The 25,813-nt window shown below is 54.5% G+C and carries 39 protein-coding genes; 37 read left to right on the forward strand and 2 right to left on the reverse strand.

All coding sequences use genetic code 11. The features are described 5' to 3' along the window. Nucleotides 1–80: 80 nt before the first annotated feature. Nucleotides 81–956 carry an ATP phosphoribosyltransferase gene (gene hisG / locus AC6I7T_RS18405; RefSeq protein ID WP_497788900.1) on the reverse strand — a complete coding sequence of 292 codons (876 nt, stop codon included), beginning with the start codon at nucleotides 954–956 and terminating at the stop codon, nucleotides 81–83. After that, nucleotides 956–1,294 (reverse strand): phosphoribosyl-AMP cyclohydrolase, encoded by a 339-nt coding sequence (gene hisI, locus AC6I7T_RS18410; RefSeq protein WP_497794620.1) that lies wholly within the window; start codon nucleotides 1,292–1,294, stop codon nucleotides 956–958. Before hisI ends, hisG begins: the two co-directional genes overlap by 1 nt. 471 nt (nucleotides 1,295–1,765) lie before the next feature. Here hisI and AC6I7T_RS18415 point away from each other — a divergent pair, with 471 nt between their 5' ends. The 37 genes from AC6I7T_RS18415 (at nucleotide 1,766) to rplQ (ending at nucleotide 25,484) form a co-directional block, all read left to right on the forward strand. Beyond that, on the forward strand, nucleotides 1,766–2,251 hold the full coding sequence (locus AC6I7T_RS18415; RefSeq protein ID WP_497788902.1) for a hypothetical protein: 486 nt from the start codon (nucleotides 1,766–1,768) through the stop codon (nucleotides 2,249–2,251). Nucleotides 2,252–2,333: 82 nt separating this feature from the next. Next, on the forward strand, nucleotides 2,334–2,687 hold the full coding sequence (locus AC6I7T_RS18420) for a ComEA family DNA-binding protein (RefSeq protein ID WP_497788903.1): 354 nt from the start codon (nucleotides 2,334–2,336) through the stop codon (nucleotides 2,685–2,687). Between the two features lie 577 nt (nucleotides 2,688–3,264). Beyond that, on the forward strand, nucleotides 3,265–3,648 hold the full coding sequence (gene rpsL / locus AC6I7T_RS18425) for a 30S ribosomal protein S12 (RefSeq protein WP_497788905.1): 384 nt from the start codon (nucleotides 3,265–3,267) through the stop codon (nucleotides 3,646–3,648). A gap of 23 nt (nucleotides 3,649–3,671) precedes the next feature. Beyond that, on the forward strand, nucleotides 3,672–4,142 hold the full coding sequence (gene rpsG / locus AC6I7T_RS18430) for a 30S ribosomal protein S7 (protein WP_497788906.1): 471 nt from the start codon (nucleotides 3,672–3,674) through the stop codon (nucleotides 4,140–4,142). Between the two features lie 127 nt (nucleotides 4,143–4,269). After that, nucleotides 4,270–6,354, forward strand: coding sequence for an elongation factor G (gene fusA, locus AC6I7T_RS18435; protein WP_497788908.1), 2,085 nt, complete (start codon nucleotides 4,270–4,272; stop codon nucleotides 6,352–6,354). A gap of 80 nt (nucleotides 6,355–6,434) precedes the next feature. Continuing rightward, nucleotides 6,435–7,622 (forward strand): elongation factor Tu, encoded by a 1,188-nt coding sequence (gene tuf, locus AC6I7T_RS18440; protein WP_497788909.1) that lies wholly within the window; start codon nucleotides 6,435–6,437, stop codon nucleotides 7,620–7,622. Between the two features lie 56 nt (nucleotides 7,623–7,678). Next, nucleotides 7,679–7,996, forward strand: coding sequence for a 30S ribosomal protein S10 (rpsJ, locus tag AC6I7T_RS18445; protein ID WP_497788911.1), 318 nt, complete (start codon nucleotides 7,679–7,681; stop codon nucleotides 7,994–7,996). Nucleotides 7,997–8,055: 59 nt separating this feature from the next. Next, a complete protein-coding gene (rplC, locus tag AC6I7T_RS18450) occupies nucleotides 8,056–8,796 on the forward strand; it encodes a 50S ribosomal protein L3 (protein WP_497788912.1) in 741 nt (246 codons plus the stop codon). Nucleotides 8,797–8,885: 89 nt separating this feature from the next. Beyond that, nucleotides 8,886–9,560: a 50S ribosomal protein L4 gene (gene rplD, locus AC6I7T_RS18455; protein ID WP_497788913.1), complete on the forward strand. Its 675-nt coding sequence runs from the start codon at nucleotides 8,886–8,888 to the stop codon at nucleotides 9,558–9,560. Then, a complete protein-coding gene (locus tag AC6I7T_RS18460; protein WP_497788914.1) occupies nucleotides 9,560–9,853 on the forward strand; it encodes a 50S ribosomal protein L23 in 294 nt (97 codons plus the stop codon). Before rplD ends, AC6I7T_RS18460 begins: the two co-directional genes overlap by 1 nt. Nucleotides 9,854–10,001: 148 nt before the next feature. Further along, nucleotides 10,002–10,826 (forward strand): 50S ribosomal protein L2, encoded by an 825-nt coding sequence (gene rplB / locus AC6I7T_RS18465; protein ID WP_497788916.1) that lies wholly within the window; start codon nucleotides 10,002–10,004, stop codon nucleotides 10,824–10,826. Nucleotides 10,827–10,841: 15 nt separating this feature from the next. Then, entirely contained in the window at nucleotides 10,842–11,126 is a 285-nt protein-coding gene (rpsS, locus tag AC6I7T_RS18470; protein WP_497788918.1) for a 30S ribosomal protein S19, read from the forward strand. Nucleotides 11,127–11,159: 33 nt separating this feature from the next. Further along, a complete protein-coding gene (gene rplV, locus AC6I7T_RS18475) occupies nucleotides 11,160–11,684 on the forward strand; it encodes a 50S ribosomal protein L22 (RefSeq protein WP_497788919.1) in 525 nt (174 codons plus the stop codon). 35 nt (nucleotides 11,685–11,719) lie between these two features. After that, nucleotides 11,720–12,385: a 30S ribosomal protein S3 gene (rpsC, locus tag AC6I7T_RS18480; RefSeq protein ID WP_497788921.1), complete on the forward strand. Its 666-nt coding sequence runs from the start codon at nucleotides 11,720–11,722 to the stop codon at nucleotides 12,383–12,385. A gap of 147 nt (nucleotides 12,386–12,532) precedes the next feature. Then, nucleotides 12,533–12,964, forward strand: coding sequence for a 50S ribosomal protein L16 (gene rplP / locus AC6I7T_RS18485; RefSeq protein WP_497788922.1), 432 nt, complete (start codon nucleotides 12,533–12,535; stop codon nucleotides 12,962–12,964). A 48-nt stretch (nucleotides 12,965–13,012) separates the two neighbouring features. Continuing rightward, nucleotides 13,013–13,288, forward strand: a complete 276-nt coding sequence (rpmC, locus tag AC6I7T_RS18490) for a 50S ribosomal protein L29 (RefSeq protein ID WP_497788924.1) — start codon at nucleotides 13,013–13,015, stop codon at nucleotides 13,286–13,288. Between the two features lie 3 nt (nucleotides 13,289–13,291). Beyond that, nucleotides 13,292–13,621, forward strand: a complete 330-nt coding sequence (gene rpsQ / locus AC6I7T_RS18495; RefSeq protein WP_497788925.1) for a 30S ribosomal protein S17 — start codon at nucleotides 13,292–13,294, stop codon at nucleotides 13,619–13,621. A gap of 31 nt (nucleotides 13,622–13,652) precedes the next feature. Continuing rightward, entirely contained in the window at nucleotides 13,653–14,024 is a 372-nt protein-coding gene (gene rplN / locus AC6I7T_RS18500; RefSeq protein ID WP_497788927.1) for a 50S ribosomal protein L14, read from the forward strand. Nucleotides 14,025–14,090: 66 nt separating this feature from the next. Continuing rightward, nucleotides 14,091–14,420, forward strand: a complete 330-nt coding sequence (gene rplX / locus AC6I7T_RS18505) for a 50S ribosomal protein L24 (protein WP_497788928.1) — start codon at nucleotides 14,091–14,093, stop codon at nucleotides 14,418–14,420. An 88-nt stretch (nucleotides 14,421–14,508) separates the two neighbouring features. Next, nucleotides 14,509–15,057 (forward strand): 50S ribosomal protein L5, encoded by a 549-nt coding sequence (gene rplE, locus AC6I7T_RS18510; RefSeq protein WP_497788930.1) that lies wholly within the window; start codon nucleotides 14,509–14,511, stop codon nucleotides 15,055–15,057. Between the two features lie 34 nt (nucleotides 15,058–15,091). After that, nucleotides 15,092–15,277 (forward strand): type Z 30S ribosomal protein S14, encoded by a 186-nt coding sequence (locus AC6I7T_RS18515; RefSeq protein WP_497788931.1) that lies wholly within the window; start codon nucleotides 15,092–15,094, stop codon nucleotides 15,275–15,277. 182 nt (nucleotides 15,278–15,459) lie between these two features. Beyond that, nucleotides 15,460–15,858: a 30S ribosomal protein S8 gene (gene rpsH, locus AC6I7T_RS18520; RefSeq protein WP_497788933.1), complete on the forward strand. Its 399-nt coding sequence runs from the start codon at nucleotides 15,460–15,462 to the stop codon at nucleotides 15,856–15,858. 129 nt (nucleotides 15,859–15,987) lie between these two features. Beyond that, a complete protein-coding gene (rplF, locus tag AC6I7T_RS18525; RefSeq protein WP_497788934.1) occupies nucleotides 15,988–16,527 on the forward strand; it encodes a 50S ribosomal protein L6 in 540 nt (179 codons plus the stop codon). Nucleotides 16,528–16,570: 43 nt separating this feature from the next. Beyond that, a complete protein-coding gene (gene rplR / locus AC6I7T_RS18530; RefSeq protein WP_497788936.1) occupies nucleotides 16,571–16,927 on the forward strand; it encodes a 50S ribosomal protein L18 in 357 nt (118 codons plus the stop codon). Between the two features lie 71 nt (nucleotides 16,928–16,998). Beyond that, a complete protein-coding gene (rpsE, locus tag AC6I7T_RS18535) occupies nucleotides 16,999–17,508 on the forward strand; it encodes a 30S ribosomal protein S5 (RefSeq protein ID WP_497788937.1) in 510 nt (169 codons plus the stop codon). A gap of 2 nt (nucleotides 17,509–17,510) precedes the next feature. Next, nucleotides 17,511–17,699 carry a 50S ribosomal protein L30 gene (rpmD, locus tag AC6I7T_RS18540; RefSeq protein WP_497788939.1) on the forward strand — a complete coding sequence of 63 codons (189 nt, stop codon included), beginning with the start codon at nucleotides 17,511–17,513 and terminating at the stop codon, nucleotides 17,697–17,699. A gap of 90 nt (nucleotides 17,700–17,789) precedes the next feature. Beyond that, complete coding sequence (gene rplO, locus AC6I7T_RS18545; RefSeq protein ID WP_497788940.1) at nucleotides 17,790–18,236, forward strand: 50S ribosomal protein L15; 447 nt, start codon at nucleotides 17,790–17,792, stop codon at nucleotides 18,234–18,236. A 154-nt stretch (nucleotides 18,237–18,390) separates the two neighbouring features. Beyond that, a complete protein-coding gene (gene secY / locus AC6I7T_RS18550; RefSeq protein ID WP_497788941.1) occupies nucleotides 18,391–19,788 on the forward strand; it encodes a preprotein translocase subunit SecY in 1,398 nt (465 codons plus the stop codon). Then, a complete protein-coding gene (locus tag AC6I7T_RS18555; RefSeq protein ID WP_497788943.1) occupies nucleotides 19,788–20,501 on the forward strand; it encodes an adenylate kinase in 714 nt (237 codons plus the stop codon). The genes secY and AC6I7T_RS18555 overlap by 1 nt, the downstream gene beginning before the upstream one ends. A 6-nt stretch (nucleotides 20,502–20,507) precedes the next feature. Then, nucleotides 20,508–21,260, forward strand: a complete 753-nt coding sequence (gene map, locus AC6I7T_RS18560; RefSeq protein WP_497788944.1) for a type I methionyl aminopeptidase — start codon at nucleotides 20,508–20,510, stop codon at nucleotides 21,258–21,260. A 71-nt stretch (nucleotides 21,261–21,331) separates the two neighbouring features. Next, nucleotides 21,332–21,550: a translation initiation factor IF-1 gene (infA, locus tag AC6I7T_RS18565; protein ID WP_497788946.1), complete on the forward strand. Its 219-nt coding sequence runs from the start codon at nucleotides 21,332–21,334 to the stop codon at nucleotides 21,548–21,550. 30 nt (nucleotides 21,551–21,580) lie between these two features. Continuing rightward, a complete protein-coding gene (gene rpmJ, locus AC6I7T_RS18570) occupies nucleotides 21,581–21,694 on the forward strand; it encodes a 50S ribosomal protein L36 (protein WP_013581269.1) in 114 nt (37 codons plus the stop codon). A 208-nt stretch (nucleotides 21,695–21,902) separates the two neighbouring features. Continuing rightward, nucleotides 21,903–22,289: a 30S ribosomal protein S13 gene (rpsM, locus tag AC6I7T_RS18575; RefSeq protein ID WP_497788948.1), complete on the forward strand. Its 387-nt coding sequence runs from the start codon at nucleotides 21,903–21,905 to the stop codon at nucleotides 22,287–22,289. After that, entirely contained in the window at nucleotides 22,289–22,711 is a 423-nt protein-coding gene (gene rpsK, locus AC6I7T_RS18580; RefSeq protein WP_497788950.1) for a 30S ribosomal protein S11, read from the forward strand. Before rpsM ends, rpsK begins: the two co-directional genes overlap by 1 nt. A gap of 197 nt (nucleotides 22,712–22,908) precedes the next feature. Then, entirely contained in the window at nucleotides 22,909–23,538 is a 630-nt protein-coding gene (rpsD, locus tag AC6I7T_RS18585) for a 30S ribosomal protein S4 (protein ID WP_497788952.1), read from the forward strand. A 245-nt stretch (nucleotides 23,539–23,783) separates the two neighbouring features. Further along, entirely contained in the window at nucleotides 23,784–24,881 is a 1,098-nt protein-coding gene (locus AC6I7T_RS18590) for a DNA-directed RNA polymerase subunit alpha (protein ID WP_497788953.1), read from the forward strand. A gap of 123 nt (nucleotides 24,882–25,004) precedes the next feature. Continuing rightward, nucleotides 25,005–25,484: a 50S ribosomal protein L17 gene (gene rplQ / locus AC6I7T_RS18595; protein ID WP_497788955.1), complete on the forward strand. Its 480-nt coding sequence runs from the start codon at nucleotides 25,005–25,007 to the stop codon at nucleotides 25,482–25,484. Nucleotides 25,485–25,813 lie beyond the last annotated feature (329 nt).

Genomic DNA, 25,813 nt, shown 5'->3' on the forward strand with positions numbered 1-25,813 from the left:
AGCTGAGATAACCCTTGTCTTTACCCGGAAGCTTCCCGTATACCGCTACATCGATCGCGAGAAGCCCCAAATATCTCTTGCTACAGAACTACCTTGTTCAGTGGGTATTCCACGATTCCGGTAGCTTCCGCAGCCTTGAGTTTTGGAATGACGTCGCGTACTACGTTCTCTTCGAGAATCGTATTTACTGCTACCCACTCCGAGTTACTGAGTTCGGAGACAGTCGGAGCATTTAGTGCGGGTAGCACAGAGAGGACTTGCTTCAGGTTCTTCTTCTCCACATTCAGCATGAGTCCAACTTGCCCTTGGGCAGCGATTGCACCCTTAAGCATCAGTGCCAGGGAATCGATCTTTTCCTTCTTCCATGGGTCGGCGTATGCGGAGGGATTGGCGATCAAGTGTGTTTCGCTCTCCATGACCGTATCGATGATGCGCAGATGATTCGCCTTCAGAGAACTGCCGGTTTCGGTAACTTCGACGATGGCATCGGCGAGCATCGGAGGCTTAACTTCGGTTGCGCCCCAACTGAACTCGACCTTTACATTTACGCCCTTGCTGGAGAAGTACTTCTTGGTGACTTCGACAAGCTCGGTGGCAATGATCTTGCCCTCCAGGTCTTCAGCCTTCTGGAAATTGCTGGATTCCGGAACGGCCAGAACCCAACGGACCTTGCGGCGGCTCTGCTTCGCGTAGGTCAAACTGGTAACACTGGTTAGATTGAGACCGGATTCGACAACCCAATCAATTCCGGTCAGGCCAGCGTCGAGTACGCCGTGATCAACGTAACGGGCCATCTCCTGCGCGCGGATTAGCATGCACTCAATTTCGGAGTCGTCGATAGAAGGGAAGTAGGAGCGGCCGTCGGCGTAGATGCTCCAGCCTGCACGGCGAAAGAGAGATATTGTTGCGTCCTGGAGACTGCCTTTGGGGATGCCGAGGCGAAGTTTGTTAGCCATTAGCGGGTCTCCTTTCCATTCAGGGCGATGGGCTTGGTAAAGCAGGAGACAGTACCTTCGTGGCAGACCAGACCGTCACCTTCCACCTCGACACGGAAGAGCAGGGTGTCGTTATCGCAATCCGTGGAGGCTTCGATAATACGCAGACGGTTTCCGCTGGTTTCACCCTTCATCCAGAGCTTTTTGCGGGTACGGCTCCAGAAGGTGACGAAGCCGGAATCCAGGGTCTTTTGATAGCTCTCGGGATTTAGGAAGCCGACCATGAGGACTTGGCCGCTCTTGGCGTCTTGGACGATCCCCGGGACCAGGCCGTCCAGCTTGTCGAAATCGATCTTCATTGCTGTATCGCTCACTTATTCTCTTTTCCGCTTGGCTTTTGTCGGGGGAATGAAAAAGCCCGCCGACGTTAGCGTCGGCGGGCTCCTTTGGAATCTTGGGATTGAGGCCTTTTAGTTTAGGCCGCAGTGGCACGCCGACATGTTCATCACATGATGATGGTGGTGATGACGATGATGGCGGTGGCTCTGCATCTAACAACGACCTTATTTCAGAAGTCGTCTGCTGTCAAACAAAAATCTTGTGTATGCGTAGCCGCTCGTGAAAGAGCACAAGCCAGAATAATCCGAGGTGTCTCTGGACTAATCAACATTGGTGCTGGCCGCTCTATGCAGGATTCCGGACGTACCTGTTCTGCGCGCATCGGGATGAAGGGAAATCTGCACATAAGTAAACATGAAAAGATCCAATAAGCTGAAATTGCTTTAAGGCGCAGGAGCACATGCTGGAGAATCCTGTAAGGAAGGAATCATATGGGTGCGGAACGGAAAGACGTTCACGATCTTCTGGAGAAAGTGGGCGCAACCAAAGTCCGGCACAATAAACATGCCGTATGGGAGCTGCCAAACGGCAGACGCCTTACTGTTCCTACAACACCTTCCGATCCTCAAACCTGGTCGAAAACTTACAGCAGGATTCAGAAATTAGCTGGAGTCGCGGAAGCCGATTCCCTTGAATCCAAGGAAAAGGCAATTTCGGAAAAGACAACTCCAAAGAAAAAGCCTCGTTCCAGTGGCAAGCAGCCCAAGCAGCTAAAAATCATGCTTCCCGAAGAATCGGTTCCTCCGAAACAGGATCTGCGTGCTCAGCTGAAAGCCGTGCTGCCAAAGGTCAAAGAGAAGCCAAAACCGCCAGTGGTGCCTCCCAAGCCTCCTCCGAGACAGAAACTCGATCCGGCTGCGGAGTTCGAGCGAGTTATGCTGCAGGCCGGAGTACGACGGAAGAAGTGGCCGAAATAAGTTCTGCCGATAACTCCCCTTGCAGGAGATTTCTGAGGTTAAGACAGGAATCTGATTGAGATCCTTGGATTTGAAAAGAAGAGTGAGACAATCCTGGGAAATGTTTGAGCCGGGATGGAGCACGCGGTTGGGACTCGTCTTTTGTCTTGGAGCTATCTGCTGCGGGACTCCCTCTGTTATGGGCCAGGACCTCTCCTGGTGGTTCACTCCGGAGCAGAAGGCACAAGCTGCAAAGCCAAAGATCAGCACAGTCGATATCAACCAGGCTTCTGTTGCCGATCTGATGAAGGTTCCGGGAATAAGTCGTGTCTGGGCGTGCCGAATTGTGAGATTTCGTCCCTATGCAAACAAATATGCCCTTAAACTGGAAGGGATCCTTCCTGGGGACGTTTACGAGCGGATAAAGCCGTATTTGGTGGCTCACCGGGGGAAGTAGAGTGGCGGGAGAGCTGCGAAAGGCGACTCTGATGCGCTTTCCGGTGACGAATAGAAATTTTTACCAGATTTTCCGGCCTTCCCGTTGACCCTTAGGCCCCAGCTTGTTACTCTTAGAAGGTTCCGCGAGTATGCCTCTCGTCGTGTGTGTTGTTGAGAGGCGTTACAACCGCAGGTGAGCACCGGAAATTGGTGCCTGAGTGATTATGTGATAAGGCCTGCGGAGCTGGGAAATGTTAGCCTATATCCCAGGTACCTCTAGCTAGCACTCGCGCTTGGCGGAGGACATCGCATCGGTGCCTGCGACACCTTCTACCTTGGAAGGCTATGCAGGCCGGAAGCACGAAACGGAACTGACTCCCTGGCAGGCGAAAGCCTGAACGCAGGAACGTGCGGTCACCGTCGTGATTCTCGTCTGGTAGTGGAAGCAGGACAGACGCGAAGCAGGAAAGAAGAAGCTTGCGCGGCTTTGTGTCCCGTTGTAGGGCGTGAAGTGTTGCGCGCTGCTTGGATCTTCTGTTGTTTCGTGTGTGTGTAGAAGATTTTAGAGATTTGTTTGTGCTGGTAAGGAGTCAGGTTTGCCTACATTCAGTCAGCTTGTGAGGAAGGGCCGTACGGCATCGCGTTACAAGACGGCCTCACCTGCATTGCAGGGTTCGCCGCAGCGTCGCGGGGTTTGCACTCGTGTATATACGCAGACGCCGAAGAAGCCGAACTCCGCACTGCGGAAGGTCGCGCGTGTGCGTTTGACCAACGGTATTGAAGTGACGACGTATATTCCCGGCATTGGCCACAATCTGCAGGAGCACTCCATTGTGCTTATCCGCGGAGGCCGTGTGAAAGATTTGCCTGGAGTGCGTTATCACGTGGTCCGCGGCACGCTGGATGCGGTTGGCGTGGCGAACCGCAAGCAGGGCCGTTCGCGGTATGGGGCGAAGCGCGCTAAGAGCGCAGCGAAGTAGTTACGGAACAGGATTAAGGAACTATGCCGAGAAAAGGACATATCGCAAAGCGGGAGGTTGCTCCCGACCCGGTTTACAGCTCGACGCTGGTGACAAAGTTCGTCAACTCCATGATGTGGGGCGGAAAGAAGTCGACAGCGCAGGGCATCTTCTACGAGGCGATGAAGAACCTCGAACAGAAGGGCGGGGATGAAGCGCTGAAGCTCTTCAAGAAGGCTGTAGAGAACTGCAAGCCTTTACTGGAAGTTAAGACTCGCCGTGTTGGTGGCGCGAACTATCAGGTGCCGATTGAAGTTAATCCTGAGCGCCGCACCTCTCTTGCTATTCGCTGGCTCGTGAACTATGGCCGTGCGCGTGGTGAGAAGGGCATGATTGAGAAGTTGACCAACGAATTGCTGGATGCGGCCAATGGCCGTGGCGCTGCGATGAAAAAGAAGGAAGACGTTCATCGTATGGCTGAAGCCAACAAGGCTTTTGCGCACTATCGCTGGTAAGAGTTGTCTTGGTTCCCCTTTAACTGCGGAATCTGGGAATTCTTGAATAGAGTTCTGCCCTGAACCTTGGGCAGGTGTGATGAACAGTAAGTAGCCGCAGGCGGAAGTCTGCAAGAGAGAAGAAAACGTGCCTCGCACAGTACCTCTGAATCGTTGCCGGAACATCGGAATCATGGCGCATATCGACGCCGGAAAGACGACCACGACGGAGCGCATTCTTTTCTATACGGGCATTACCCATCGCATCGGTGAAGTGCATGAAGGCACTGCAACGATGGACTGGATGGAGCAGGAGCAGGAGCGCGGTATCACTATTACCTCTGCTGCTACCACCTGTTCCTGGCGCGATATCCGTATCAACATCATTGACACTCCGGGTCACGTTGATTTCACGGCGGAAGTCGAGCGCTCGCTGCGTGTGCTCGATGGTGCTGTGGCGTGTTTCGATGCTGTGCACGGAGTTGAGCCTCAATCTGAAACTGTTTGGCGTCAGGCTGATAAGTACTCGGTTCCCCGTATTTGCTTCATCAACAAGATGGACAAGATGGGTGCCGATTTCGAGCATGCGGTGGATACCATCCGCAAGCGCTTGAATGCTAAGCCTGTGGCAGTGCAGATTCCGATTGGCCAGGAAGCGAATTTCAAGGGGGTTGTCGACCTCATTGAGATGCGCGCGATTCTCTGGCATGACGAAACGATGGGCGCCAAGTATGATGTCGAGCCGATTCCTGCGGATCTGCAGAAGAAGGCGGAAGCTTTCCGTATGCAGTTGGTTGAATCGGTTGCCGAGTCGGACGACGAGATGCTCGCTAAGTTCCTGGAAGGTGAGACTCCGAATGCCGATGAGCTGCGTGCTGCGCTACGTCGTTCGGTAATCGGGATGAAGCTTTTCCCGGTGCTCTGTGGTACGGCCTTCAAAAACAAGGGTGTTCAGACCTTGTTGGATGCAGTAGTCGATTATCTGCCTAGCCCCGTGGATATTCCTCCGCTTCAGGGTTCCAATCCTGACAATATGGAAGAAAAAATCGTTCGCAAGGCTGACGATAACGAGCCCTTCTGCGCGCTGGGTTTCAAGATTATGACCGATCCTTTCGTGGGTCAGTTGATCTTTATCCGCGTGTATTCGGGTGTTCTGAAGCAGGGCGATACGGTTTACAACCCTCGTACGGGTAAGAGTGAGCGTATCGGTCGTTTGTTGAAGATGCATGCCAACAAGCGTGAAGAGATCAGTGAGATCTATGCTGGCGATATCTGTGCTTGCGTCGGTCTGAAGACCTTGGTCACTGGTGACACGATCTGCACCGAAAAGGCTCCCGTTGTTCTGGAGTCGATTGAGTTCCCGGCGCCTGTTATCGATGTTGCTGTAGAACCTAAGACCAAGAGTGATCAGGAAAAGATGGGCTTGGCCCTGTCTAAATTGGCGCAGGAGGATCCTACCTTCCGTGTTCACACTGATCCTGATTCCGGCCAAACGATCATTAGCGGTATGGGTGAGCTTCACCTGGAGATCATCGTCGACCGCATGATGCGTGAATATAAGGTTGAAGCGAATGTTGGTAAGCCGCAGGTGGCTTATCGCGAGACTATCCGCAAGAATTCCGAAGCGGAAGGTAAATACATTCGTCAGACTGGTGGTTCCGGTAACTACGGGCATTGCAAAATCCGCCTGGAGCCGAACGAAGCAGGTAAGGGTTACGAGTTCGTCAACGATATTAAGGGTGGTGTGGTTCCCAGGGAGTACATCAAGCCTATCGATCAGGGGATTCGCGAAGCCATGCAGGGCGGTGTTCTTGCGGGTTACGAAATGGTCGATATCAAGGCGACTCTTTTTGACGGTAGCTACCACGAAGTCGACTCGAACGAAATGGCATTTAAGATTGCGGGTTCGATGGCCTTCAAAGAAGCAGCCAAGAAAGCTAGCCCCGTACTTCTAGAGCCGGTAATGTCGGTCGAAGTGGTTGTGCCGGAAGAGTTCATGGGCACCATCATTGGCGACTTGAACTCCCGCCGTGGCCGGATCGAAGGTATGGAGCATCGTGCCGGAACTCAGGTTATCAAGTCCACTGTCCCGTTGAGCGAAATGTTTGGTTATGCCACGCAGATGCGCTCTTCGACTCAGGGCCGTGCGACTTACTCGATGCACTTCTCTCGCTACGAGGAAGCGCCTCGGTCGGTAGCCGACGAGATTATTGGCCGCAATCAAGGCAAGTAAAGTTTTGCACTGTACGGGGCGCCTGATGCGCCCCGCAATGTAACCGAGTTAGCAGTAACGAGAATTCTGAGAGGGACGAGATGGCGAAGGAGAAATTTGATCGGTCAAAGCCCCACGTAAACGTGGGAACGATCGGGCACATTGACCACGGGAAGACGACGTTGACGGCAGCGATCACGAAGGTGCTGTCGAAGCACAACCCGAAGAATTCATTCCGGTCGTTTGATTCGATTGACAATGCGCCGGAAGAGCGGGAGCGCGGAATTACGATCGCAACGGCCCACGTGGAATATGAGACGCCGAATCGTCACTATGCCCACGTAGACTGCCCGGGACACGCAGACTACATCAAGAACATGATCACGGGAGCCGCACAGATGGACGGAGCGATCCTGGTGGTGGCAGCAACGGATGGACCGATGCCACAGACCAAGGAGCACGTACTGCTGGCTCGGCAGGTTGGTGTGCCGTACATCGTGGTGTTCCTGAACAAGTGCGACGCGGTGGAAGATCCTGAGTTGATCGATCTGGTGGAGATGGAAGTACGTGAACTTCTGTCGAAGTACCAGTTCCCTGGCGACGATGTGCCGGTGATCCGTGGTTCGGCTCTGGGAGCTTTGAACGGCGAAGGGCAGTGGGAAGCGAAGATCGACGAGTTGATGGAAGCGGTCGACAAGAACGTACCGCAGCCTGACCGTGCAGTGGATCTACCGTTCCTGATGCCGATCGAAGATATCTTCTCGATCTCTGGCCGTGGAACCGTGGTAACAGGCCGTATCGAGCGCGGCAAGGTAAAGGTTGGCGAGGAAGTAGAGATCGTAGGCTTCCGTGACACCCGCAAGACGGTCGTGACCGGCGTTGAGATGTTCAAGAAGCAGCTGGACGAAGGCATGGCAGGAGATAATGCCGGATTGCTGCTGCGCGGCATCGGCAAGGACGACGTGGAGCGCGGAATGGTTCTGGCCAAGACCGGATCGATTACGCCGCACACGAACTTCAAGGGCGAGATTTACGTGCTGTCGAAGGAAGAGGGTGGACGTCACACTCCGTTCTTCAACGGCTACCGTCCGCAGTTCTACTTCCGTACGACAGACGTTACGGGAGTGGCAAAGCTGCCGGAAGGAACAGAGATGGTGATGCCGGGCGATAACGTTCAGCTGTTGATTGAGCTGATCACGCCGGTAGCCATGGAGAAGGGCCTGCGCTTTGCAATCCGCGAAGGCGGACGCACAGTCGGTGCCGGTACCATCTCGGAAATCATCAAGTAGGTTGACGATCGCCGGGAGTGAGAGCTCCCGGCGAAAGAAAGAACAAGAAGACGCCAATGGTAGGACAAAGAATTCGAATCCGGCTGAAGGCTTACGACTATCGTGTGTTGGATACCTCGACGGGTGAAATCGTCGATACAGCCAAGCGCACCGGTGCCCAGGTTGCTGGCCCGATTCCGTTGCCGACAGTGAAGAATAAGTATTGCGTGCTGCGTTCCCCGCACGTCGATAAGAAGTCCCGCGAGTCCTTTGAGATCCGCACCCACAAGCGCTTGATTGACATTCTGGAGCCGACACAGCAGACCGTTGACGCCCTTATGAAGCTCGATCTTCCCGCCGGTGTGGATGTTGAAATCAAGGCCTTCGAAAAGTAACGAAATAACAGCCTTCAGTGCCCATGCGTTTCCTGGGCATGATGGGGAGTAAAAGACAGATGGCAGTTACAGGAATTTTAGGAAAGAAGATCGGCATGACGCAGGTGTTCGATGAGAAGGGTGAAGTTCACCCCATCACCGTTCTGCAGGCCGGTCCTTGCGTGATTACCCAGCTGAAGACTGCAGCCAAGGATGGCTACGACGCAGCTCAGATCGGCTTGGTCGAATTTGTGAAGGCCTCTAAGGTCAACAAGCCGATGACTGGACACTTTGGCAAGAACAGCGTTCCTCCGGTCAAGATGGTGAAGGAAGTTGCTGTAGAAGCCGGTGCTCCAGCTGCCGACGGTGAAGCTGCGAACGGTGTAAAGGCTGGCGATAAGGTTCTGGTCGACATCTTTGCTGAAGAGAAGTGGGTCGACATTATTGGAACCAGCAAAGGTCGCGGATTTTCCGGTGTTGTGCGTCGCCACGGTTTCGCTGGCGGTCCGAAGTCTCACGGCCACATGTTCCAAGTTCAGGGTTCAATCGGTGCTTCTTCTTTCCCGTCTCGCGTTTTTCCAGGGCAACGCATGCCTGGTCACTTTGGCGTCGATCGGGTAACGGTTCGCAATCTTCGGATTCGCGGTATCGATCTGGAAGAGAACCTTCTGATGGTAGAAGGTGCGGTTCCAGGCCCGAAGGACGGATATGTGCTGATCTCCAAGGCGAAGCAGCCGCCACGTGAACGTCGTGGATTCGGCGGTTCCGGCACGGTTGACCCGCTGAAGGCTTCGAAGAAGGCTTCCAGCAAGAAGAAGTAAGACGAGCCGTCCAGGCGAAAGCGCGCCTGAGGGCCGCATGAGATAGAGGGCATAGGCGCAATGCGCTGTGCAGCTCGAAAGAGAAGACGATGGCAAACATTGACGTTTTGAATCTGAGTGGACAGAAAGTGGGCTCGCTTGAGCTTGCCGATGAAATATTCGCGGCAGATCAAGTGAACGAGGCCCTGCTGTGGGAAGCTGTGAAGCACTATCGTGCTGCGCTGCGCCAAGGCACCCATGCCACGAAGAACCGTAAGCTGGTCGCTGGTTCAGGCAAGAAACTGTGGAAGCAGAAGGGTACAGGCCGTGCGCGTATCGGCTCTGTTCGCTCGCCTCTGTGGAGGCACGGCGGTACGGTTCACGGACCGCAGCCCCGCTCCTATGAGTACGCCTTCCCTCGCAAGAAGGTGTTGGGTGCATTGCGCTCCGCACTTGCTGCCAAGCTGGCCGATGGAAAATTAACTGTGGTGGATTCGTTGGAACTGAAGGAAGCCAAGACCAAGGCTTACCGTCAGGCCCTGGACAAGCTCGAAGCCAAGCGCACCACTCTGTTGGTGGAGAGTGGTCAGACTCTGAGTCAGGCTCTATTGCTCGGGTCGCGCAACTTGGCAAATGTCGAGTTAGTTCTGAACAACGAAGTTCATCCCTATGACCTGCTCCGTTATGAGCGCGCTATCTTCTCGAAGGCCGCGATCGAAAAGCTGCAGGAGTCATTGAAGAAGACCGTGTCCAAGCGCAAGCTGGCACAGGCGGAGGTGGCCTAATGCCGACGCTTTATACCGTGATTCGCCGGCCTCTGATTACCGAAAAGGGCTTGGGCGTTAAGGAAACCGAGGGGACCCTGGTATTCGAAGTGGCCGCCGAGGCAACAAAGACGGAAGTGAAGCAGGCTGTTGAGGCTCTCTTCAAGGTGAAGGTTGCCGGTGTTCGCACCGCAAACTTCTTCGGTAAAGAGCGCCGTCGCGGCAAGTTCTCCGGCTATCGCCCTGACTGGAAGAAGGCGTATGTGCGCCTGAAGGCAGGCGAGAAGATGCCGGAGTATGTGAACAACCTGTAGAGATCTCTGGTTGCTATTTCGTATAGCCAGAGTGGGGTTGGGACGAAGAATTCAGAGCTTTCCGATCTGAGAGATCTCTTCGGAAGCAACAGAAGAAGCTGAAGGCCGAGAAGCGAATGCTCAAGGCTCACAGTTTGAGAAGAAGACGATGCCGATCAAGACATACAGACCGATCACGCCGACACTGCGTTTCCAGACGTCGCTGGTGAACGACGATCTGACCACGGACCGTCCGTACAAGCCGCTGCTGGTTGTAAAGCAGCGCACTGGTGGCCGTGGGAGCTCGGGTAATATCACGATCCGTCACCACGGCGGCGGCCATAAGAAGAAGCTGCGGCTGATTGATTTCAAGCGCGATAAGTACGGGATTCCCGGTAAAGTGGCTACGATTGAGTACGATCCCAACCGTAGCGCACGAATCGCCCTTATTAGCTATGCGGATGGAGAGAAGCGTTACATCCTGCAACCGATTGGCCTGAAGGTTGGCCAGACGGTGATGAGCGGGCCAGACGCTGACATCCTGGTGGGCAATGCCCTGCCGCTCAAGAACATCCCTGCCGGTACTACGGTGCACAATGTTGAGCTCCGGCCTGGAAAGGGCGCCCAGATGGTGCGCTCGGCTGGTGCCTCTGCACAGCTGGTTGCCAAAGAGGGCGATTATGCTCTGTTGAAGCTGCCCAGCGGCGAAACCCGCAAGGTCCTTGTCGATTGCATGGCGACTGTTGGCCAGGTTGGCAATACGGATCATGAAAACGTAGCGATCGGTAAGGCCGGCCGCAATCGTTGGAAGGGTATTCGTCCTACCAACCGCGGTGTAACGATGAACCCGGTCGATCACCCGCACGGTGGTGGTGAAGGTAAGACTTCCGGTGGACGCCATCCGGTAACCCCTTGGGGCCAACCGACACGCGGCTACAAGACGCGCAACAACAAGCGGACAGATGCATTCATCGTGAACCGCCGGTCGAAGTAGAGGAGCTGAGGATTTATGGCACGTTCGACAAAAAAGGGGCCCTTCATTGACGGGCACCTGATGGTCAAGATCGAAGCGATGAACCAGGCCAATGACAAGAAGGTCATTAAAACCTGGTCACGGCGGTCGACGATTTTCCCGGAGATGGTTGGACACACGATTGCGGTGCACAACGGCAAGAAGTTCATCCCGGTGTACGTGACTGAAAACATGGTTGGCCACAAGCTTGGCGAATTTGCCGCAACCCGCACGTTTAAGGGTCACTCGGCAAAGGCCGAAGCAGCGGCTAAACCTCGCTAAACGGTTCGAGAAGAGGATTAGGAAGGCAAGCCAATGCAACAGGAGACACGAGAATTCCGGGCCGAAGCGCGATTCCAGCGGGTATCCCCGCAGAAGGCACGGCTGGTCCTGGATCTTATCAAGGGCCGCGGCGTAGGCGAGGCTCTGGAGACGGTCACCTTCACGAAGAAGGGCGTGGCGCCGATCGTGAAGAAGGTTTTGACTTCGGCGTTGGACAACGCCAAGTACCTGAGTGAAGAACAGGGCTTGGATGTCGACGTTGACAACTTATACGTGAAGCAGGCAATCGCCAACGAAGGCCCGCGCATGAAGCGGATCCGGCCTGCCCCAATGGGCCGCGCTTATCGCTATCAGCGCCGTCTCGCGCACATCATCATCTCGGTGGCGGAGCGTAATGGCGGAGCCCTGGTAACCACGGCAGAGCCCGAGGCAGCTGAGCCAGCTAAAAAGAAGGCTCCGGCAAAGAAGACAGCCGCTAAGAAGACCGCAGCGAAAAAGCCCGCGGCCAAGAAGACAGCAGCCAAAAAAGCTCCGGCAAAGAAGCAAGCTGCCAAGTAAGCGGCGCAGCAGAGAAGGTTTAAAGAGGAAGAATTATGGGACAGAAAGTCCATCCTTACGGATTCCGGCTCGGCGTCAACAAGCCGTGGAGGTCTCGCTGGTTTGTCGAGCGCGACTACGACAAGTTGCTGGTCGAGGACGTTCACCTGAAGCAGGAGTTGAAGGACAAGCTGAAGGCTGCCGGCGTTAGCTCGGTAGAGATCGAGCGTCCTGGCAACAAGCTGCGCTTGATCATCCGCACTGCGCGTCCGGGCATTGTCATCGGCCGCAAAGGTGCTGAGATTGAGAAGCTGAAGGGCGAGCTCCAGAAGCGCACCAGCCGCGATGTGTTTATTGACATCCTTGAAGTTAACAAGCCAGAGCTGGATGCTCAGCTGGTCAGCGAGAACATCGCTCTGCAGCTCGAGAAGCGTGTTGGCTTCCGCCGCGCGATGCGTAAGGCCGTTGATTCCGCTCTTCGTTTCGGCTGCAAGGGAATCAAGGTTCGCGTCTCCGGCCGTCTGAACGGAAACGAAATCGCGCGTTCGGAGTGGTATCTGCAGGGCCGTTTGCCACTGCATACGCTTCGTGCCGATATCGACTACGGCTTCTCTGAAGCTCGGACCACCTACGGTGTCATCGGCGTGAAAACGTGGATCTACCGTGGCGACATTTACGAGCAGAGGCGTCGTCAGCCGCAGGTTGGGACTACCGTTTTTTAAGCAGCTTCTAGCATTTAGCTTTTAGCCACTAGCTGAATCCGCTGTTGGGAAGGCTTGGCTGAACGAAAAGAGCAAAGGCTAGGGTTGCAAAAGTCGAGCTAATGGCTAGTAGCTAACAGCTAATAGCTGCTTTTAGAGGATTTCGCTATGTTGATGCCAAAGAAGGTCAAGTTTCGTAAACAGCAAAAGGGCAAAATGCGCGGGAAGGCATGGCGCGGCTCGGAGCTGTCGTTCGGGGACTACGGCCTGAAGGTTATGGAGTGCGGCTATATTACGGACCGGCAGATTGAAGCCAGCCGTGTCGCAATGACCCGCTTTATCAAGCGCGGCGGCAAGATCTGGTTGCGGCTCTTTCCGGACAAGCCGATCACCAAGAAGCCTGCCGAAGTTCGTATGGGATCCGGTAAGGGTCCGCTGGATCACTGGGTAGCTGTTGTTCGTCCCGGCAAGATCCTGTTTGAGATGGAAGGCGTAGCGCCGGATGTGGCTCAGGAAGCCATGCGCCTGGCCTCGCACAAGCTGCCGCTGAAGACGCGCTTTGTACAGCGTCACGACGTCAAGGTTGTTGCGGCAAAGTAAAGATTGGGCTGGCGGCCTCGATGGGCGTATAGCCGGAGAGAATAGAAGATGGAACTCGAAAAGATTCGCAACCTGAGCGATGGAGAGCTGAAGCAGCAGGAGCAGCAGGCGGCTGAGCAGTTGTTTCGTCTGCGCTTCCAGATGAGCCTCGGGCAGAACGAGGGCGTCAGAAAGCTGCGCGGCCTCAAGAAGGACATCGCCCGGCTGAAGACTGTGGCGCGGGAGCGCGAGCTGGGCCTGCACGGGGAAACCCCCAAGGCTGAATCGGCGGCGCCTGCCAAGAAGACCGCCAAGAAGAAGACGACGAAGAAGGAGGCTCGCTAAGCAATGAGCGCAGCCACAGAGAACGTGCAGAATACACAAGCTGAGTCGCGCCGTAATGAAAAGGTGGGCCAGGTTGTTTCAACCAAGATGCAGAAGACCATTGTGGTCGAGGTTGAAATGCGCAAGGCTCATCCGAAGTACAAGCGCATTATCAAGACCAGCAAGAAGTTCTATGCCCATGACGAGCAGAATTCCGCCCGTGTTGGGGATATGGTTCGCATCCGCGAGACCCGTCCGTTGAGCAAGCTGAAGCGTTGGCAGTTGGAAGAGATTGTTCGCCGCTCCGCTCTGGCTCAGATCGAAGAAGCAGCAGCAGTAAAGGCAGCCGAGTAACTACTTCCCGGTAAGCTAAGGAGAAAAGCAAATGGCAGTGCAGATGAGAACTATGCTCGCGGTAGCGGATAACTCCGGTGCACGCAAGCTACAAGTGATCCTGCCCCTTGGCGGCTCAAGCGGTCTGAAGGCCGGGCTGGGGGATGTGGTTACGGCAGCAGTGAAAGAAGCCTCGCCTGACGGTCAGGTCAAGAAGGGCAAGGTAGTCAAGGCTGTAGTGGTTCGTACGCGCAAAGAGTATCGCCGTCGTGATGGAACCTATATCCGCTTTGATGAGAATGCCGCCGTCCTGATCAACGATGCAGGTGAGCCGGTTGGTACCCGCGTCTTCGGACCTGTGGCCCGCGAGCTGCGCGAGAAGAAGTTTTTGAAGATTGTCTCGTTAGCTCCCGAGGTCCTGTAATCTCGAAGTTGGCGACAAGATTTGAAGAGTAGCCGGTACGTTAAAGACCGGCAGATGAGAGAAGCTATGGCGAGTTTGAACATTCAGCGCAATGACACGGTGGAAGTCATCACCGGCGCAGACAAGGGAAAGCGTGGACGCGTGCTGCGTGTGATGCCCGACGAGGGTCGTCTGCTGGTCGAGCATGTGCGGATCGTCAAGAAGACGGTCAGCTCCAAGCAAGGCCGCAACACCAAGGGCGGTATTGCCGAGCAGGAATCGCCGATTCAGGTTTCCAACGTAATGCTGGTTTGCCCCAACTGCGGACCGACACGCGTAGGACACAAGTTCGAAGGCGACACCAAGGTTCGCGTCTGCAAGAAGTGCGGCCAGACCCTGGCGGCGAAGAAGAAGTAAGCGTTGGCAGTATCGGCGCAATTGAGCACCTTCCGTAACGGTAAACGGCAAATGCCAACCCGAGACCGGAAGAAAGGTAGATAGAGAAATGGCATCAAGGCTGAGAGAGAAGTATCACAAGGAAGTCAAGCAGGCTCTTAAGAAAGAGCTTGGTCTTGATAATCCGATGGCGGTTCCGCGTCTAGAGAAGATCGTCATCAACATGGGATTGGGTGAAGCCACCCAGAACTCGAAGTTGATGGATCCCCTCATTGCAGATCTTGCGGCAGTTGCTGGTCAAAAGCCGGTGACGACACGTGCGAAGAAGTCAATCGCAGCCTTTAAGGTTCGCGCTGGCATGCCTATCGGCGCCATGGTGACACTTCGTCACGACACGATGTACGAGTTCTTGGATCGCCTGATTTCGACGGCATTACCGCGTGTTCGTGATTTTCGCGGGGTTTCGACCAAGAGCTTCGACGGCCGCGGCAACTACACATTGGGATTGCGCGATCAGCTGATCTTCCCTGAGATCGATTACTCCAAGGTTGAAAAGCTGAAGGGCATGAACATCACCATTGTGACCACAGCCAAGGACGACAATTCGGCGCGAGCTCTCTTGCGCCTCTTCGGCATGCCTTTCCGCCAGACGGCGTAACGACACGGGCCGGTATAAGGTTTAAAGAGGATACATGGCAACAACTGCAAAGCGAGTAAAAGACGAGAAGAAGCCGAAGTTCAAATGCCGTAAGCACAACCGTTGCAAGCTGTGCGGACGTCCCCGTGCTTATCTGCGCAAGTTCGGCATCTGCCGTCTCTGCTTCCGTCAGCTGGCGCTGAAGGGTGAGATTCCCGGCGTCGTGAAGTCGAGCTGGTAGAATCGTTCTTTTGGAGATAGGCCGAAAAGCCTGTTGGAATTGGTTGCGCCCTTTCCGGCAAAAACCAGGAATCCGGCTAGACGGCAAAAGAGAAATTGCGGCAGCTAGAGTAGCTGCCGCAGGAACATTCCCGCAGGTTCTCCCTGGGATACAGGGAGCGAACGGGGGATGAAGGAGACAGAATGAGTTTGACTGATCCGGTAGCAGATTTTCTGACGCGTATTCGCAATGCGATCCGCGCGCGTCACCAAAAGCTGGATGTTCCGGCCTCAAAGTTGAAAACAGAGATTGCCCGCATTCTGAAGGAAGAGGGCTATATCGCGAACTACAAGGCAACCGAGGAAGAAGGAAAGCCTGTTCTTCGTGTTTATCTGAAATACGGCGCAAATAACGAAGCTGCTATTCGCGACTTGTCACGTGTTTCCCGTCCAGGCTGCCGTGTGTATGTCGGCCGTGATGAGATCAAGCGGGTTCAGGGTGGATTGGGAATCAGCATTCTGACCACACCCCGCGGTGTTATGACTGGACGCCAGGCTCGCCGTGAAGGTGTTGGCGGCGAAATTCTCTGCGAAGTCTGGTAGTTTCGGCAGATTAGCCTCGAACGAACCAGTTTTGGATGGATACGCAGCAGTGCTGCGTAGGCTGCAGTGGAACGGTATCCGGAAGATTCTTCCGGAACCGCGACTCGCAAGCCCTGAAGGATTTTTGAGATGTCTCGAATTGGAAAGAAGCCGATTCCGCTTCCCGCGGGCGTGAAGTACACGGTCAACGGCAACAAAGTCCTGGTGGAAGGCCCTAAGGGCAAGGTTGAGACACTAGTACACGAAGGCATTAAGTTGGAAACGCAGGATGGTCACTTGTTGGCTGTTCGCGAAGACGACAAGTATGCCGCAGTACACGGCCTCACCCGCGCTCTGGTTGCCAATGCTGTTGAGGGTGTGACCAAGGGATGGAGCAAAGAACTCGATATCGTCGGTATCGGATACCGCGCTGAGTTGAAGGGGAAGGGTATGGTGGTCTTTACTTTGGGCTACTCGCACCCGATCGAATTTCCTCTGCCGACCGGCGTCGAAGTTGCGATTGATCCGAAGCAGACTCACCTGACGATCACCGGAATCGATCGTCAGAAGGTTGGGCAGGTCGCCGCAGATATGCGTGCACTGCGTAAGCCCGATCCGTATAAGAACAAGGGTGTCCGTTACTCCAGCGAACGCTTGAAGAAGAAGGTCGGTAAGACCGGCGCTAAGTAAACCGAACGGGGCCGCAGGGCGGCTCCGCTGATAGGAAAATACGATGATCTCTCAAATTGAAAGAAATGTAATTCGCCAGCGGGTTCACACTCGCATTCGCGAAAGACTGACGGGAACCACCGAACGTCCTCGCCTGAACGTATATCGCTCTTTGAACCATATCTACGCTCAGGTAATTGACGATTCCAAAGGGGTAACCGTGGCTTCCGCTTCGTCATTGGCGGCAAAGGTGAAGACCGGTGGCAACGTTGCGGCAGCCAAGGAAGTCGGCAAACTGGTTGCGGAGAAGGCTCAAGCCCAAGGCATCAAGAAGGTTGTCTTTGATCGCGGTGGCTATCTTTACCACGGGCGTATTAAGGCTCTGGCGGATGCAGCTCGCGAGGCTGGTCTGGAGTTCTAAGACCGCTGTAACGGTCGAGTTTTTCGAGTGAGGATCGGGGCTGCGGCCTCCGGAAGGATACGAAGAAGCAAATGGCAATACTCAAGAAAAAATTGGATGCCGGCCAATACAACCTGAAGGACCAGGTCGTGGCGATTAATCGCGTCACCAAGGTGGTCAAGGGCGGCAAGAACATGTCGTTTGCCGCACTGGTTGTGGTAGGCGACTCGGCCGCCGGAGTGGTTGGTTATGGTTCCGGCAAGGCGAAGGAAGTGCCGCAGGCGATCCGTAAGGGCATCGAGTCGGCAAAGAAGAATCTTATCCGTGTAAATCTGACGGAAACGACCATTCCGCACCAGGTGCTGGGTCGCTTTGGATCCGGACATGTGCTGTTGAAGCCAGCTCCCGAAGGTACCGGTGTTATCGCCGGTGGCGCTGTTCGCGCCGTTATGACTTCGGCTGGTGTTCAGAATGTTCTGACCAAGAGCTTGGGCACGGCAAATCCGCACAACGTGATCAAGGCTACCTTTGATGCCCTCGGCCAACTGCGCGACAAGGGCGAGGTTGCTTCGATCCGTGGCAAGCAGGTTGAGGAGCTCTAGTCATGGCAGAAAACGCGAAGAAATTGCGGATTCAGTATTACCGTTCGGCGATTGCCACGCCGGTAAAGCACAAGAAGGTCGTTAAGGGCCTGGGCTTTACCCGTTTGAATCAGATCGTCGAGCGGGAAGACTCTCCTTCGATTCGCGGCATGGTGAAGGCTGTTCCTCACCTGGTTCGCATCGTAGACTAATCAAGGCGGTGGCCTTAGCGCCACCTGCACCCCGATAGGGACAAACGCGAGTCGTCGGAATACCACCGTACGGCGTTGAGCGAGGATAGAATGGCGAAGAATCTTTCAAATTTAAGAGCTCCGAAGAAGGCGAATTCGGGGCGTAAGCGTGTCGGCCGCGGTATGGGTTCGGGCATGGGTAAGACCTCAACCCGCGGTCATAAGGGCCAGGGCTCCCGTTCCGGTTCGAGCCTGATGCGTGGTTTTGAAGGCGGCCAGATGCCGCTGCACCGTCGCTTGCCAAAGCGTGGCTTTACAAACATCTTCCGCACCGAGTATACCGTTCTCAACCTTGATCGCATTGCAGAACTTGGCGTTGCCGAACTTACGGTAGAAGAGCTTACTGCGCGCGGCTTCCTCAAGAAGAACAATGGCCTGATTAAGGTTCTCGGCAATGGTGAGTTAACCTCTCCAGTGACCGTACACGCGCACAAGTTCTCTAAGGCCGCTCAGGAAAAGATTGAAAAGGCTGGCGGTAAGGCTGTAGTAATCGGCTAAAGCATTTAGGTTTTACTATGGTTCGTTGAGAAATAGTGAAATGTGGCCGTTCTCTGACTGGATGGCCACATACTCATTGGATCTCTGGACTACACTGAAACCTAAAACGCTCCAACGGTAGCGTCGGGGCTCCGACGGGAAGCAAACGAATTGTATGTTTGAAAAGCTGGCCAATATCTTTCGCGTTCCAGATCTGCGCAAACGCGTATTGTTTACGCTGGGTCTGCTAGCCGTCTATCGGTTGGGCGCACATATCCCAACTCCAGGTGTTAATGCCAAGCTGCTGGCGCAATTCTTCGAACAGCAGCAAGGGTCGGCCTTGGGGCTGGTTGATCTATTTTCGGGCGGCAACCTTCGCCGTCTGACGATTTTTGCCCTTGGCATCATGCCGTACATCACGGCATCCATCATCTTCCAGCTGCTGACCGTTGTTTATGAGCCTCTTGCTCGTCTGCAGAAGGAAGGAGAGCTCGGACGTCGGAAGATCACCCAGTGGACCCGCTACCTAACTGTGGTCCTGGGCGCAATTCAATCCTTTGCGATTGCTATGACTCTCTCCGCGGGCTCTGGTGGCCAGTCGATGGTTCTCAATCCCGGACCATCGTTCATTTTATTGACAGTTCTTACTCTGACCACTGGTACGGCATTCATCATGTGGTTGGGCGAACAGATTACCGATCGCGGAATCGGCAACGGAATGAGCTTGCTGATCTTTGCCGGTATTGTCGTTGGTTTGCCGCGCGGTATCGCCGACTTGGTTGAAAAAGCCAAGAGCAGCGCCTGGGGAGCCTTTACGGTTCCTGCTCTGGTCTTGTTGCTTGCCGCCATGGTCGCTGTGGTCGCCTTCATCGTATTTGTCGAGCGTAGTGAACGCCGCATCCCGGTCCAATATGCCAAGCGGATCGTCGGCCGTAGAATGATGGGCGGTCAATCGACGCACCTGCCGTTGAAGGTCAACTCCGGCGGTGTGATGCCGGTTATCTTTGCCAGCTCGATCCTGTCGGCTCCATTGCTTTTCGGCAATACAGCATTTGTACGCAATAGCGCGTTCCTCTCCTCGATCATGGATGCCATGAGGCCGGGTGAGCCGTGGTACGAGCTGCTGTACATGCTGTCTATCATTTTCTTCGCCTACTTCTACATCTCGATTGTCTTCCGTCCGGATGACATTGCGGACAACATGCGGAAGTATGGTGGCTTTATTCCTGGCATTCGTCCTGGCAAGCGGACGGCGGATTTCGTGAACGACATCCTCACCCGCATTACCCTGATCGGTGCTCTTTACTTAATTGTGATTTCGCTCGTTCCGACCTTCCTTATGAGTGGGTTCCATTTGAATCACCTCTGGCTGGTTGGCTCGTTCTTTGAACGGCTTCCATCGTGGGTCACGAACGGACTCAATGTGAACTTCTACTTCGGCGGTACTTCACTGCTGATTGTGGTAGGTGTTGCGATGGATACCGTAAATCAGATCGAATCTCAGTTAATCATGCGGCACTATGAAGGCTTTTCGCCGAGATCGGGCCGCATTCGTGGAAGGAAAACGTGGTAATGGTTTCCCCGGCGACAGCAGGACAGGCTCTGGGGAATACCAGAAAGTTCATTCCTGGTCCTATTCTCCTTCTGGGAGCTCCGGGTGTAGGTAAGGGCACGCAAGCGAAGGAACTCGTGGCCGCTTGGGGCATTCCGCAGATTTCAACCGGCGATCTTCTGCGGAGCAACGTTGCGAAGGGCACAGAGCTTGGCAAGTTAGCTAAGGAAATTATGGGTCGTGGGGAGCTGGTCCCCGATGACCTTGTAAATCAAATGGTTGCGGCTCGGTTAACCGAGCCCGACACCGCTTCAGGTTATATACTCGACGGTTTTCCCCGGACTCTGGCGCAGGCCAAATGGTTGGATGAGCGTCTCGCCTCCGAGGCTGGTGGCCGGCCAGTGGTTGCCGTGAGTATCCGGGTTGGGTATACTCAACTTCTGCGCCGTATTACCGGACGGCGTAACTGTCCTACCTGTCAGCGGATTTATAACATCTACTTCCAGCCACCGTGTACGGATATGCGGTGTGACGTAGACGGAACAGAGCTGGCTCAACGTGCGGACGATACTGAGAAGGTCTTCGAGGAGCGCATGCGCACCTATGAGGCTCTTACGGCTCCTGTCGTAGAACACTATCGTGCGTTAGGGCGGTTTGAAGAAGTCGATGGTGAGCAGCCCGTTGCGGAGGTATTCGCCGGGATAAAGATCGCTTTAGAGCGGTTGAGAAAGTAGGAACCCGTGGCAGTAGTCATTAAGACGCCTCAAGAGATTGAAAAAATGAGGCGCGCTGGCTCGGTAGTACGAGAAGTTTTGGAGCATTTACGTACGGTTGTAAAGCCGGGTATTACTACGTTAGACCTGGAAAAGGCAGCCGCACAAAAGACAGCGGAATTGAAGGCGATTCCCGCTTTTAAGGGATATCACGGATATCCATGCGTGTTGTGTGCTTCTGTGAATAAGGAAGTTGTTCATGGAATTCCATCGGCAAAACGCGTTTTGCATGAGGGAGATATCGTCTCGCTTGACTTTGGAGTAGTGATCGATGGCTACTATGGCGATTCGGCGATCACAGTTCCGGTGGGGAATAAGATCGCTCCCAAAACACAGCATCTGCTGGATGTGACCAAGGCATCGCTGGACCGGGCGATCCAGGAAGTAAAGCCGGGGGCGACGCTGGGAGATATCGGCGCAGCTGTTCAGGAAGTGGTTGAAGCAGAAGGGTTTAGCATTGTTCGCGATTTCGTAGGACATGGAATCGGAACTCATATGCATGAAGATCCCCAGGTGCCGAATTACGGTCGCCGTGGTCATGGCCTGAAGTTACGCGAAGGTATGGTGATTGCCATCGAGCCGATGGTGAATGCCGGAAAACCAGGCGTTGAGGTATTGGAAGACGGCTGGACTGCTGTAACCGAAGACGGTAGTATGAGCGCCCATTTTGAGCACACGGTAGCCGTAACGGCAACCGGTGCAAGGATTTTGACCGAGTAACTGGTCTGGCCGGTGCAGCCGCACAGGCCGACAACAGGCAAGCCGGATTGCCGGCGGGAACAGGACACTGATTGTCGAAGGAAGACGCAATTGAGGTAATGGCAACGGTCTCTGAGACCTTGCCGAATGCGATGTTCAGGGTAAAGCTCGAGAACGGGCACGAAGTGCTGGCGCATGTCTCGGGCCGAATGCGGAAAAATTTTATCCGTATTCTCCCTGGGGACAGGGTAGCAGTCGAGTTAAGCCCGTACGATCTAAAGCGCGGGCGGATTGTTTACCGTTATAAATAAGCCGCCAGCTGGGAAGCAGGAAGAAGGAAAATGAAGGTTCGGGCATCAGTTAAGAAGATTTGCGATAAGTGCAAGGTGATTCACCGCCGCGGAGTAGTGCGGGTGATCTGTGAGAACGCCAAGCACAAGCAGCGCCAGGGTTAAGTCCCGGCGTTCCGGTATTCAGAGCATATTGCTTTGAATGTTCCTAAAGTGAGTGGAGTTCTTGAACCGAGAGGTTCAGGCAGGGCGAGTTAGCCGGGAAAGGCTTGCGATGAACCCTGATTCCATTCCAAACGGCAGCTCCGGTGAAGCTGGAGTTGTATAACCGCCACAGAACGCAAGTTCTGCGGGCAATAAGCTAAGGATAAGCATGGCACGTATTGCTGGCGTCGATCTGCCCCGCAACAAGCAGGCCCGGATCGCGCTTACATACATATTCGGAATCGGCAATCCCCGTGCGCTACGCATCCTGGAGAAGGCGTCTGTTGACCCTTTAAAGAAGATCCAGGATCTTGGCGAAGACGAGGTAAACCGCATTCGTCAGGTCATTGAGGAAGAGGGATCCGTCGAAGGCGATCTACGTAAAGACGTCTCGATGCACATCAAGCGCCTCATCGACATTCAGAGCTATCGCGGCACACGTCACAGGCGCAGCCTCCCGGTTCGGGGACAGCGCACCCACACCAATGCCCGCACCCGTAAGGGACCCCGTAAGGGTACGGTAGCGAACAAAAAGAAAGCGACGTCTAAGACCTAATGGCAAAACCACAGCAGAGCGGCGCTGCCGGAAAGGCCGCCAAGAACAAAAAGTTCAAGAAGCGCGAACGCAAGAATGTGCCTTACGGTTTGGTGCACATTCAGGCTTCGTTCAACAATACTATCGTGACCATTACGGATGGGCAGGGCAATACGCTCTCCTGGAAGAGTTCGGGTTCGCTCGGCTTCCGCGGGTCGCGTAAGGGTACTCCATTTGCCGCTCAGCAGGCAGCAGTGAATGCGGCCAATATGGCACGTGATCATGGTCTGCGCTCGGTAGATGTTCGCGTCAGCGGTCCCGGTTCCGGTCGTGAGTCGGCCGTCCGTGCATTGGCAGCGGCTGGTCTTGAAGTCCGCTCAATCCGTGACGTTACCCCGATTCCGCACAACGGCTGCCGTCCGCCGAAGCGTCGCAGAGTGTAACTATAGTCTTTAGCCGCTAGCCCTTTGGGTTAGCGGCTATTGCAGCATCTGCTGATCGAAGTCAGCTATGCTCAAGAGTTAATGAATAGCTAGAAGCAAGTAGTAGTTGCGGATAGCTGAAAGCTGAACTTTGAGGGACTGGGACGAAGGGGAGCCCCCCGTAAACCGGTCGTCCTCCGTAGTTCAAGGAGAAATAAGTGGCACGTTATACAGGAGCAGTCTGCCGCCTTTGCCGTCGCGAAGGCACCAAGCTTTTTCTGAAGGGCGCTAAGTGTTTTACCGACAAGTGCCCCATCGAAAAGCGCAATTTTGCCCCCGGCCAGCACGGCCGTGATCGCAAGGCAAAGATCGTTGGTTACGGTCTGCAGCTTCGTGAAAAGCAGAAGGCAAAACGTATCTACTTTGCCCTGGAAGGGCAGTTCCGTGAGTACTACGAGAAAGCCAGCCGCGCTACCGGCGTTACCGGTGAGTTGCTGTTGCAGCAATTGGAGCGCCGTCTGGACAATGTGGCCTATCGCCTTGGCTTTGCCATGTCGCGTCGTCAGGCCCGCCAGGTAGTTCGTCACGGACACGTTGAAGTGAATGGCCGCAAGGTGAACATCCCTTCCTATCAGGTTCATGTCGGAGACGAGATCCGCATTCGTGAGGGTTCGAAGAAGTTGATTATTCTCGAGACCTCTCGCGACTTTGCCAGCGGTCAACCGGCACCCACTTGGCTGTCTGTCGATCACAACAATCTTTCCGGAAAGGTTCTGGCCTTGCCGAAGCGCGAGGACATCAACCTGCCGGTCAACGAGCAGCTGATCGTCGAACTTTACAGCAAGTAAGCTGGTAGCTAAAAAGCTGATAGCCAAGAGCCGGGCGGCTAAAGTCCGGTTAGCTAAAAAGCGGGCAGCCAGAGAAGTTAAGAAAGACCTTCGGTCTCCACATCTAGCCTTGTTGGTTTGATGTGGAGGCTTGAAGATGAAAGCAGTACTACGCATTGCGTAGGGAACAAAATACATAAGGGAGAAACGCGTGCAGCCGTTGCAGAATGCTTCGCGGCGCTAGCTGCACAGAGAGAGCGATACGTATGCTTTGGAGAGGATTTCAAAAACCGAAACGTTTGGCAGTCGAGACCGAGACACTGACTGATAAGTACGGCAAATTCAGTGCCCAACCTTTTGAGCGTGGTTTTGGTACGACAATTGGCAACGCCCTGCGGCGTACACTGCTGTCCTCCATTGAGGGTGCAGCCGTAACCGCTGTAAAGATTGAGGGTGTGTTGCACGAGTTCCAATCGATCACTGGAGTGGTCGAGGACGCAACCGACATCATTCTGAACTTGAAGCAGATTCCATTCAAATTGAATGGTGAGGGTCCAAAGGCTCTTTATCTGCACGCAGAGCAGCCGGGTGTAATTACGTCAGGAATGATTGAAGCTGACGGCGACGTTGAGATTCTCGATAAAGACGTCTATATCGCAACCGTGAGCGAAGGCGGCAAGTTGGACATGGAAATGCGCTTAAAGCGCGGCCGTGGTTACATCTCTGCCGACAAGAACTTCGACTCCGATCTCGGAATTGGTTTTATCCCTGTCGACTCGGTTCACTCTCCTGTCCGGAAGGTGAACTACACAGTAGAGGCTGCTCGTCTTGGTCAGATCACCGACTATGACAAGTTGAGCCTGGAAGTTTGGACCAACGGTGCAGTTCTGCCGGCGGATGCAATCGGACTCGCAGCAAAGTTGCTGAAAGATCACATGAGTATCTTCATCAACTTTGAGGAAGAGATCGAGACCGAAGGTGCGGTGGATGAAAACCGCATGCAGCTGCGGAATGAGAATTTGAACCGTTCGGTTGAGGAGCTGGAGCTGTCTGTTCGCAGCTACAACTGCTTGAAGAACGCAAATATTCAGACGATCGGCGAGCTGGTCCAAAAGACCGAAGCCGAGATGCTGAAGACGAAGAACTTCGGTCGCAAGAGCCTGAACGAGATCAAGGAAATTCTCGCTCAGATGGGATTATCGCTCGGTATGCGCATCGACGAGAACGGGAATGCCGTCCCCGGCCCGACCAGCGTGCTGCCGGCTGCCACTTTGGCCGCCAACTACAGCCGCTTCGACGAGGATGAGGACGACAGCCTTGAGCCTCTGGATGCACCGCTCCCCGGCGAGACGGAGAACTTCTAGTTCTTTCAGGAACGACTTAAGAGATTCTGCAGCAACCCTGTTCGTTAAGGGTTGCTGCAGCGACAAGAAAAGCTAGAGTATGCAACCGCAGGGATTGCGGTTACCAGTAAAGAGAGATGCAACATGCGCCATCGGAATGCAGGATATAAATTAGGACGCAATACCAGCCATCGCCGTGCGCTTCTGCGCAATCTGGTTACGTCCATTCTTCTTGAAGACCGGGTGGAAACGACCGTCGTCAAAGCGAAGGCGGCTCGTCCACACGTAGAAAAGCTCATCACGCTAGGCAAAAAGGGCGATCTGCATTCGCGGCGTCAGGCTTTGTCGTATTTGCAGACGCGTGAGGCTGTGACCCGTTTGTTTGATACCGTTGCTCCTCGTTATGGAGAGCGCAATGGTGGCTATCTCCGCATCGTTCGCACCGGCTTCCGCAAGGGCGATGGTGGCGAGAAGGCCTTCATCGAACTGCTCGGAGCAGAGGCGATTCTCGATGAGAAGCGTCAGAAGCGTGCAGACGCTCGCGCCAAGAAGCGTGAGGAGATGCAGAAGGCTCTTGCCGAGCAGCAGGCCGAGGCTCCTGAAGGCGGCGAACAGCAAGCCTAAGTCATCTAGACTTCAAATAGCATTCTCGGGCGCACACTCCTTCTAAGGAGCGTGCGCCCTTCCTTTTTTGCTTCAACTGTATTGTTTTCTCTTCGTGAGCCTAGCTCGCTTGAGGTCTAGAGAGAAGCTTCCGGTACTCTCTCTTTGCTCACGAATGATACGAATCGTTGCTAAGGCGGGATCGCGTCAAGGTATCAATTCGATAGCCGGGCGATACTTCGTCGGTTTTACTGTTGAGGCTGAGGCTAGGCTAGGGTTTCAACTGGGTGTATTGAAGAGATGATGAAAACGGGCGCACAGCTCTTAGCTGTACGCCCCGAGTGAACCAT

The organism is Humiphilus diazotrophicus, assembly GCF_059726315.1.